The sequence below is a fragment of the Chitinophaga sp. genome (genome assembly GCF_036566945.1).
Taxonomy (GTDB): Bacteria; Bacteroidota; Bacteroidia; order Chitinophagales; family Chitinophagaceae; genus Chitinophaga.
This window is the reverse complement of record NZ_DATCVJ010000318.1, coordinates 1-9,061: the sequence shown is the minus strand read 5'-3', so window position 1 is coordinate 9,061 and position 9,061 is coordinate 1. Positions and strand designations below refer to the sequence as shown.

Here is a 9,061-nt window from a genome sequence, read left to right as displayed (position 1 = left end):
TATTGTTTTGAAAACATTTATCAGTTCATTCTTCTTTTTTCTACCCACCCGGCTATGGCCAGCATAGCCAATCCCGTGAGTAATAATCTCAGTACATTCTTCCACACATAGTCAATATCTCCATTACGAAGGTATATATCGTTAATAGCATCCAGTCCCCAGCTCAGCGGCGACAAATGTCCCAACAGCTGCATTTTAGCCGGCATCACTTCCAGTGGAATCCAGATACCGCCTATGGCCGATAGTATGACAATAGAGATGGCTCCGAAGTTCAGCGCCTGGTTAGGCGTTTTAAATATCGTGCCAATCAGGATGCCGTAAGCCGTTGCTGCCAGTCCTATTCCCGAAGCTACCAGAACGGTAGCGCCATGATGTTGTCCCATCACCAGTTTGGGCAAATCCAGCAGGGGCAATATATAAATGCCCACGAGCATCATGGCATAAAATTGTAACACACAGATGCCTACAAAAAACAACATCTTGCCCGCCAGAATAGCCAGATAAGAACCCGGTATCAACTTCATCCGCAACAAACTTCCATCTTCTCTTTCCCGGATCATATTCCCGGCAATTGGAATCACGATAAAAAACATAGCAAAGATGCTCCATGCAGGCACGTTATGCTGTACTGAATTGGAGATAACATCCAACTGCTTAGCCGTGCCAGTGCTATGTTCCTTTAATCCAACGGCCTGCAGCCGGATGGGTAAAGTATCTGTGCTGGCGGCGGTTGAGTCTTTACTGCGTAGCTGGTGCTTAATGCGGTCCAGCAACATATCTGTTTCTACCTGGGTAAGAAAATTATCCAATGCCTGGTGAATAGCGCCCTTAAAGGCTTTCTTGGCGGCCGGATCAAAATAAATGATCACATTCAGCGAATCGGCCGTTTTCTTTACCGGTAACGATACCGACATGCCCATACGCTGAGAGATGTCGTTCACAATACGGTTGGCATTACTTACAATAGCTGCCGTAGCCCCCGCAGGTACAATGATGCTGATCTTGTATTTGCCGTCATTCACCAGCTCCTTGGCCCGCTCAGCTGTTATGGGTTTACCTTCCAGCGAATCAATGATATTAAATTGCCCGCCAGACTCCAGCCCTTCTCTTACATAACGCCCCAAACGACCATGGTCGTTATCGACCGTCAATATATCAAATTTGATATCCTGGTAATCCTTGAACGGGGCATCCTGAATCAGCGCCATCACCGTAATTAGTACCAGCGGCATCACAAACAGGAGTATTAATCCTGTTTTATCATGTAACAGCAGTTGCCACTCTTTCCTAATTGTTGCCAGTAATCTTAACATATCGGGTAACCCGTTGCTTTAACTTTTAGTGTTCATTAATGCTCCTGATCCTTCAACAGCTAGTCTCTGACCGCATGACCGGTAAAATGCAGAAATACATCTTCCAGGTTTTTACAGGCCGGATGATCCTGAATCAGGGTGAGCGGATTTCCCTGTACCACCACTTTTCCTTCGTCCATTATCACAACTTCTTCACATAACGACTGTGCTTCTTCCAGCAAATGGGAAGTATACAGGATACTGGCGCCCTGCTGATTGTAGTCGCGCAGAAATTGCAATATCATACTGCGTGACTGCACATCTACTCCTGCGGTAGGTTCGTCCAGTACCAGTAATTTGGGGTCATGCAATATAGCGGCGATAATATTGGCGCGCCGCTTCATGCCGCCGGAATATTTATGAATCTCTTTATGCGCACTCTTCTCCAGACCAAACAACTCCAGGTAATGCATGATTTTTTGCTGCAAAGCCTTTCCTTTGAAACCATACAGGTTGCCAAAGTAAGTGAGGTTTTCCACCGCCGACAGCTGTGGATACAGCGCAATTTGCTGTGGCACAATACCAATCATCTGCTTGATCTGTTCTCTGTGTGCCGCGTCCTGTTTTAAACCATGAATCATTACGTTTCCACTATCTCCACGCACGATACCACACAAAATAGAAATAGTCGTTGTTTTACCTGCTCCGTTAGGTCCCAGCAAACCGGCCATCTTTCCTTCCCCAAACTGAAACGTAAGTCCTTTCAATGTAGGCTCCGCGCTTCCTTTGTAGGTTTTATATAATTCGTTAACTGATAGGCCGGACGTCATTTCATTCATATTTTAATTACCACTTCACCTGTGCCAGTTTCTTAAAGAAAGCTTCCTCAGAAGCGGCACATTGCAATAGCATTTCACTGAGTTCTTTATAGGAGATGTTATCTGCCGACCTGCTTTTACATACACGGCCTGCGGCAAATGCAAAATTACGCCAAAGGTCGCCGGTTTTGGTGAGCTCACCTGCCAGTTTACTTAGCTCGTCTTTTTTCAGCATCACGGCAGCTTCCTGTAAAAATGCGGCGTACAGGAAACGGAAACCGGCACCACCGGTACCTATTTCTTCCTGCATACGGATAATATTTCCCAGGTACAGGGTAGCCTTGCGGTCACCCGGATTTTCCGCATAGTTACGTACCCTTCTGGAGAGGTAGCGGATACCTTTTACACCAAACATCGGGATCGGCACCTTCAGCATAAAATGACATGCCTGCTCAATACCTGCCCGGATCGGCTTTTCAAAAGAAACCGTTGATGGTACATGTACCGGATAATACATTTTGCCCTTAGGAGCCGGAAATCCTTTCGCAAAGCGCGCCTGTTCCAGGCTTTCCGGATCAATAGTGGTAACAGTATCCATCACCGGATCACTTACCAGGTATTGTCCATCTTCCTTACCATATACTACCAGGTTATGTGCATTAAAGTGAAAACGATAGGATGCAGGAAAATAAGGCAGATAATAAACACTGGATTGTAGTCCAACAGGTATCCCGGCTTCAATTACTTTATCCAATGCGGCCATCCCCTTCTCCGGTGTAGAAAATTTTTCAGATTCCATTCTCACGCCGAGACGCTTACATACCCGCTGAAAAATAGCTCCCGGCCATATCCGGTAGGTAGTGCCAGGCACCCCATTTACCTTTAAAAAAGGAAGATGTCCGAAAAATATACCAGCACCAATACCAAACGCCATCGGCTCGCTGATCTGTAAGCCGTAATGCCCCAGCAGGTTTGAAATCACTCCACTCTCGCAATGTGCCGTTTGCGCGTGTTGGAAAAAAGAATTATTCATAATATTGTTGCTCGCAAAGGAGCAAAGCAGCTAGGCAGCAAAGAGAATTTTATCTTATATTTTTCTTTGCTGCCTAGCTGCTTTGCTCCTTTGCGTGATATTTTATTTGACCTGTAGCAGATCTGTTAAACTTACTTTGAAGGCATCCGCATAACGCTGGAGCATTTTTGAAGAAAGCCGTTTAAAAATATCCGGCTTCATATGCCTTTTTACCTGCCATTGAAATTTCCCTACATAACTTGCCAGCAAAGGCAGGTCCATCAGGTTCTTTTCCATATAATAGGCTACGGGACTTATCTCACCTGCTTCCACGCGGGCGCGGGCAGCTTTCACTCTCTCATTTACTTCTTCCCATGCCTGGTCAAGTGCAATATTTTCCGGTTCCCAGCCAGCACTTTGCACCTGCACGTAATTGCCGGAATTATCCACCGCATACATAATCTGCTTGAATGTACCTTCATGCAGGTTATCGCTATCCTGCGGTACTTCCTCTTTTTTCATGATGCCAGTTTTAAATGTTACCGCTTATACTACCGTAATGTGTGCATAAGCATAAGAAAAACGTGCACTTTCCGGAACCATTAATACTACTTTCTGTCCTTTCTTAAAACGACCGGTGTTCATCAACTCTTCCAGCATCAGATAAGGAGAGGCAGTACCTACGTTACCCACATTGGCCAGGTTGGTAAACCATTTTTCCAGCTTCACAGGCACGCCTAAACGGGTAATTTCCTCGTCTATCTTTAACCTGAAAAATTCAGAGGAAAGATGCGGCAGGAAGAAGTCCAGTTCTTCCAGGTTGATGTTATGACGCTCTACCAGCTCTTTCCACATTTTTGCTCCGGAAGGAACTATATTTTTACCCAGTAAGCGGGTATCTTGTTTAAAGGAGAATACACTGTGTTGTGCCCATTCTTCCGGCGTCATATCTATCCAGCCGGTGGTGCTGCCATCTGGCTGTTTGATAGCGCCTGCATACATACAGGTATCCAGTTCATTGGCGTAGGATAATATTTCTACCCAATCCACCCGCAGCGATAAACCTTCTTCATTAGGTTTATCCTGAAACAAAGCAGCACTGGCACCATCAGATAACATCCAACGGAGGAAATCCTTTTCGAAAGCGATGATCGGATTTTCATCCAGGCTTTTCAGGTTCTCTGCTTCCGGTTGAAATTTCTGCGCGAGCATCCAGGCCGAGAATTTTTCAGAACCTGTACTTACTGCATTGGAAGTATTACCACAACGAATAGACATCCACGCATATTTGAAAGCCTGCATACCAGCTGCGCACGCACCTGTAGCCGCAATCAACTCTACCGGCTGACATTTCAGGATGCCATGTACCATTGCTGCATGATTGGGCAGCAACTGATCAGGAGAAGTGGTGCCACAAGCCAGTAATTGTAATTTGCTGATCGGAAATTTCTCATCAAACAATTGTTCTACCGCTGTCGCAGTCATCTCCGCATTAGAATGAGTAGATTTCCCCTCCTTGTCCAAAGAATAGTAACGCGTTTTTATTTTGTTGTTACCCAGTATCTTCAAACGTGCACGGGAAGCCTTTCCATCTACCATGCCGAGAATGCTCTCCATTTCATCATTTTCAACAGGCTTGTTAGGTAAAAATTTAGACAGCCTGGTAATATAAACTTCCTTCATTTGAATATGATTCGTCTTTTAAGGCTACATGTAAAACCTGATCAGAACTGCCTTGCCTTACCAGCCAGCTCACAGTGAAAAACATATTTTAATTTAATATACGTTGTATATAGACGTAAATATAGAATTCTAATTGGAATTACAACTATCACGCCATGGCACAAAGATCGTTTTAAGTATGCTTCATACCTGCCTTTAACCAGCCTTTGATATGCTTTAAAGGTGGACTTGATCTGTACTAACGTAGGGAAATACCTTTATAATACTCCACTTCACGGCGCAATTTCGCCTTTTTCAGGTTCAGCTGTATAATAGACGTTATCAGGGAGATGGGTGTTAAAACAAAGATACCCAACAGCAGCAAACCCCGGTACATGGACACACGCCCCTGACGGGAAGCAGCGCCCGGACCACCTTTGGCACTGATAAATTTCGCCCAGAACTTGAAAGCCCGGTGTCCTTTACCTTCCAGAACAACCAGGTTGGGTATTAACTCTACTGCGTCCAGGGAAAGCAGTTGTGGGTGTAACTCCTCCCATTGATTACGTAACAATGCATTTTCTATAGGTCCGGCAAAACGACCGGAAGTAATGATCTCATTTTCCTGCACACCCGCCTGCGGCAAAAACCGCGTGGCCTCTTTTTTACCCTTAAATGCCCAACGCAGAATAGTAATAACAGATATAAGATTGGGTGACTTATCTACCAATACGATATTGCCTACTAAACTGGCGCCAGCCTCCTGCAGGTAGTTTTTCACTTTCTCCTGTGCATTGAGCCACATATTTCTGCTACCCACTAAGGTAACTACTTTCTTTCCTCTCAATAATTGTTTGGCGGCTTCACTCTGCAGAAATGCAGCAGTAGGTTGTGAAGGAGATAAAAACCAGGGCTGATAAGCCAGTATTACCAGGTCAAAATGCGCATTCACATCTACTTTCACCGGCTGTATGGCCCGCGGAGTAGCCTGAATAGTTTCCGGCATGGTATCATAAAACTGCTGTTTTCCCCAAGGGAATGGAAACGGCGTTACAGGCACCAGTTGCTCGAACGTAATATCTGCTTTGCCTTCCAACGGCGCCAGCACATGATCAATAATCCTTTTCAGTTGCCCTGTCTGAGTATAATATACCACCAGGATCTTCGGTCTTTCGTTCATAAAAGGAATAGGAGTTCAACAATTCAAGACGTAAATCAACAATTCAAATGGCAAATCCACAATTCAAGCTGTAAACATACAAAAAAACAGCCATCATTCATGTGATTTAATGATAATTTGACGCGAAGTCTTGATGGGATGGGGTATAAAATATGGGGGTAATCACTTGTGCCCCAGCCAGGTACAGCATCAACCCCTGTAATTTAGCGAATGCTGTACCTGGACTCAAGGACTTGAGATATGCTATTAAAACATCCCTATAAACAGATAAAGGGTACGAATTATGATATCAGAAATGTTAAAGATTTGCAAATGTTGATATCTATTTTTTCTGTACTGTACCAGAACCTGCTACAGAAGAAGATACTTCCGGAGTACCCTTATAAGTTACATCACCGGAACCGGCAATTTTTGCATTCAGCTTCACACTCGCATATACATCTGCATCGCCACTGCCAGCGATCGAAATTTCCACATTTTCAGACAACAGGTTATCCCCTTTGAAGTTGCCACTGCCAGCAATAGATAAGTTGACATCCTTGGTTTCCCCTTTCAGGTCCATATCTCCGGAACCGGAAATAGACGCTTTCACCGCCGGTGCTGTAATGTCTCCTTTGATATTACCAGAGCCGGACAACGCCATCTTCACATCCGCTTTGGAAGTAAATTTATCTGTCAGCTTAATATCTCCGGAGCCGGACAAACTCACCTCATTTATTTCTGGTGTCGTTAAATACACATTCAGGTCCTCATGCGTGCTGATGGAGTATCCTCTTTTCAGACGGACAATCAGCCGGCCATCTTCTTCTACTAATTCTACCAGTGGGATAATATTGTCTTCTCCCTCAATAACGGCCGCCTTGGCAGCGCCCTGCGCGAGATACACATTCATACTGCCTTCCACTTTTACCCGGTGGAAAGCCGATACCTGTCTTTCTTCCTTAGAAACGTGCCCGTTTCCCTTCACACGATTCTGGCCGATCACATCACAGGAATTTAACATCAATGTTGCTGAAATGGCCACCATGGCCTGACATAGGAGTGATTTTGTTGATATCATGGGTTTAGATTATAACAGAAAGATACACCAGATTTCTGAATTTCGAATTTCAAAATCCGAAATTGCCGGAAGGACTTTATCTTTGCACCACCATGACAGAAAAGATACTTATCCTCGATTTCGGTTCGCAGTATACACAGCTGATTGCACGCAGCATCCGTGAACTGAATGTTTATTGCGAAATTAAGCCTTGTCTTCAGCCCATTGCCTGGGACGAAACGATCAAAGGTGTTATATTATCCGGTAGTCCGTTTTCGGTGAATGACGAAAATGCGCCTATCATTGACATTGCCGCCATTGCCGCAAAAGTACCGGTACTCGGTATTTGCTATGGTGCGCAGATGATGGCCAAAGTGTTTGGCGGTGAAGTAGCGAAAAGCAACCTCCGCGAATATGGCCGCGCCTTTATGGAGCACAATGACAAAGAGGAAAAGTTATTATATGATATCTCTGCAAAAAGCCAGGTTTGGATGAGCCATGCAGATAGCATTAAACGTATTCCTGAAGGTTTTGAAATCATTGCCACTACAGAAAATATACCGGTAGCGGCTTTCAAAAATACGACCCTGGCTGCCAACCCGATGTTTGGTTTGCAGTTCCACCCGGAAGTAACACACTCCCTGGAAGGTAAACTGATCCTGCGCAACTTCCTGTTACATATCTGTAATTGCAGCCAGGACTGGACTCCAGCCGCTTTTGTACACGAAACAGTAGAAAGAATAAAAGCACAGGTAGGCGATAAGCGTGTGGTAATGGCATTGAGCGGTGGCGTAGATTCTACCGTTGCAGCTGAACTAATTCACAAAGCCATCGGCAAAAACCTGTTCTGCATATTTGTAGATAACGGCCTGCTGAGAAAAGACGAATTTGATACCGTACTGGAATCCTATAAACATATGGGATTGAACGTAAAAGGTATCAACGCAAAAGATCTTTTCTACGGTAAACTGGACGGTGTTTCCGATCCGGAACAAAAACGTAAAATCATCGGCGGCCTGTTTATCGATGTTTTCCAACAGGAAGCTACCCTACTCACCGATATTTCTTTCCTGGGTCAGGGTACCATTTACCCCGATGTAATTGAATCCGTTTCTGTAAACGGTCCCTCCGTTACCATCAAATCCCACCACAACGTAGGCGGATTACCTGAAAAGATGAATATGCAACTGGTAGAACCACTGCGTTTCCTCTTTAAAGATGAAGTACGCCGCGTTGGCCGCGAAATTGGTATCAGCGAAATATTCCTGGGCCGTCATCCTTTCCCGGGTCCCGGTCTGGCTATCCGTATCCTCGGCGCTATCACCCCTGAGAAAGTACATATGCTGCAGGAAGCAGATAGCGTATATGTAGAAGGACTGAAAGAAGCCGGTTTATACGACAAAGTATGGCAGGCGGGTACCATCCTGCTGCCAGTACAAAGCGTTGGTGTAATGGGCGACGAACGTACCTACGAATTCACCGTGGCATTACGTGCAGTAACCTCCGTAGATGGTATGACTGCTGACTGGGCGCATCTGCCTTACGAATTCCTGGCGAAAATGTCTAACGACATCATTAACAAGGTAAAAGGCATCAACCGCGTAGTATACGATATCAGTTCCAAGCCTCCCGCTACTATTGAATGGGAATAGTTTTTCCTGGAAGCATAAAGCATAAAGGATAAAGCAAAAAGCTATTGCAGCGGATGATTAATGCGGATGACTAAAATATGGCCGCTAATTATCCGCTGCAATAGCTTTTTGCTTTTTGCTTTCAGCTTTCCGCTTCTACGGAATGATTTTTGTAAATTAGCGCCAATTATGAACCATTTAGTTTCTATAAAACACCTGATATCCGGACTGGTATTATTGGTATTGATCAGCTCCTGTTCATCTTCCAGGAAAAGTACCAAACGGGTAGACGGACCTCCGCCATCTTTGAGCAAACCTACTCCGGCCAAAAAACCGGATGAAAAAACAGCCACCGCAGCAAAAGCACCTTTTAATGTGCCGGCATTCGGTAAAGAAGTAAAGAAAGCTACCTACAATATCGCCTTCT

General features: G+C 44.9%; 9 protein-coding genes. 2 read left to right on the top strand and 7 right to left on the bottom strand.

Annotated elements, in window-relative coordinates; genetic code table 11:
- Positions 1–20: 20 nt before the first annotated feature.
- The 7 genes from VIP81_RS09425 to VIP81_RS09395 form a co-directional block, all read right to left on the bottom strand.
- Positions 21–1,313 carry an ABC transporter permease gene (locus VIP81_RS09425; protein WP_331958958.1) on the bottom strand — a complete coding sequence of 431 codons (1,293 nt, stop codon included), beginning with the start codon at positions 1,311–1,313 and terminating at the stop codon, positions 21–23.
- A 59-nt stretch (positions 1,314–1,372) separates the two neighbouring features.
- The gene (locus VIP81_RS09420) at positions 1,373–2,122 is read right to left on the bottom strand and encodes an ABC transporter ATP-binding protein (RefSeq protein WP_331958955.1); all 750 of its coding nucleotides are present in this window, start codon (positions 2,120–2,122) and stop codon (positions 1,373–1,375) included.
- A gap of 16 nt (positions 2,123–2,138) precedes the next feature.
- On the bottom strand, positions 2,139–3,143 hold the full coding sequence (locus VIP81_RS09415) for a BtrH N-terminal domain-containing protein (protein WP_331958952.1): 1,005 nt from the start codon (positions 3,141–3,143) through the stop codon (positions 2,139–2,141).
- A 102-nt stretch (positions 3,144–3,245) separates the two neighbouring features.
- Positions 3,246–3,644 (bottom strand): hypothetical protein, encoded by a 399-nt coding sequence (locus tag VIP81_RS09410; protein ID WP_331958949.1) that lies wholly within the window; start codon positions 3,642–3,644, stop codon positions 3,246–3,248.
- Positions 3,645–3,668: 24 nt separating this feature from the next.
- Positions 3,669–4,805, bottom strand: coding sequence for a beta-ketoacyl-ACP synthase III (locus VIP81_RS09405; protein ID WP_331958945.1), 1,137 nt, complete (start codon positions 4,803–4,805; stop codon positions 3,669–3,671).
- A 238-nt stretch (positions 4,806–5,043) separates the two neighbouring features.
- Positions 5,044–5,964, bottom strand: coding sequence for a hypothetical protein (locus tag VIP81_RS09400; protein ID WP_331958942.1), 921 nt, complete (start codon positions 5,962–5,964; stop codon positions 5,044–5,046).
- A 322-nt stretch (positions 5,965–6,286) separates the two neighbouring features.
- Positions 6,287–7,024, bottom strand: a complete 738-nt coding sequence (locus VIP81_RS09395; RefSeq protein WP_331958939.1) for a head GIN domain-containing protein — start codon at positions 7,022–7,024, stop codon at positions 6,287–6,289.
- Between the two features lie 92 nt (positions 7,025–7,116).
- Between VIP81_RS09395 and guaA the strand changes: the two genes are divergently transcribed.
- Both guaA and VIP81_RS09385 read left to right on the top strand, forming a co-directional pair.
- Positions 7,117–8,655 carry a glutamine-hydrolyzing GMP synthase gene (guaA, locus tag VIP81_RS09390; RefSeq protein ID WP_331958931.1) on the top strand — a complete coding sequence of 513 codons (1,539 nt, stop codon included), beginning with the start codon at positions 7,117–7,119 and terminating at the stop codon, positions 8,653–8,655.
- Positions 8,656–8,823: 168 nt separating this feature from the next.
- On the top strand, positions 8,824–9,061 hold a 238-nt coding region (locus tag VIP81_RS09385; RefSeq protein WP_331958928.1), incomplete at its 3' end, for a hypothetical protein.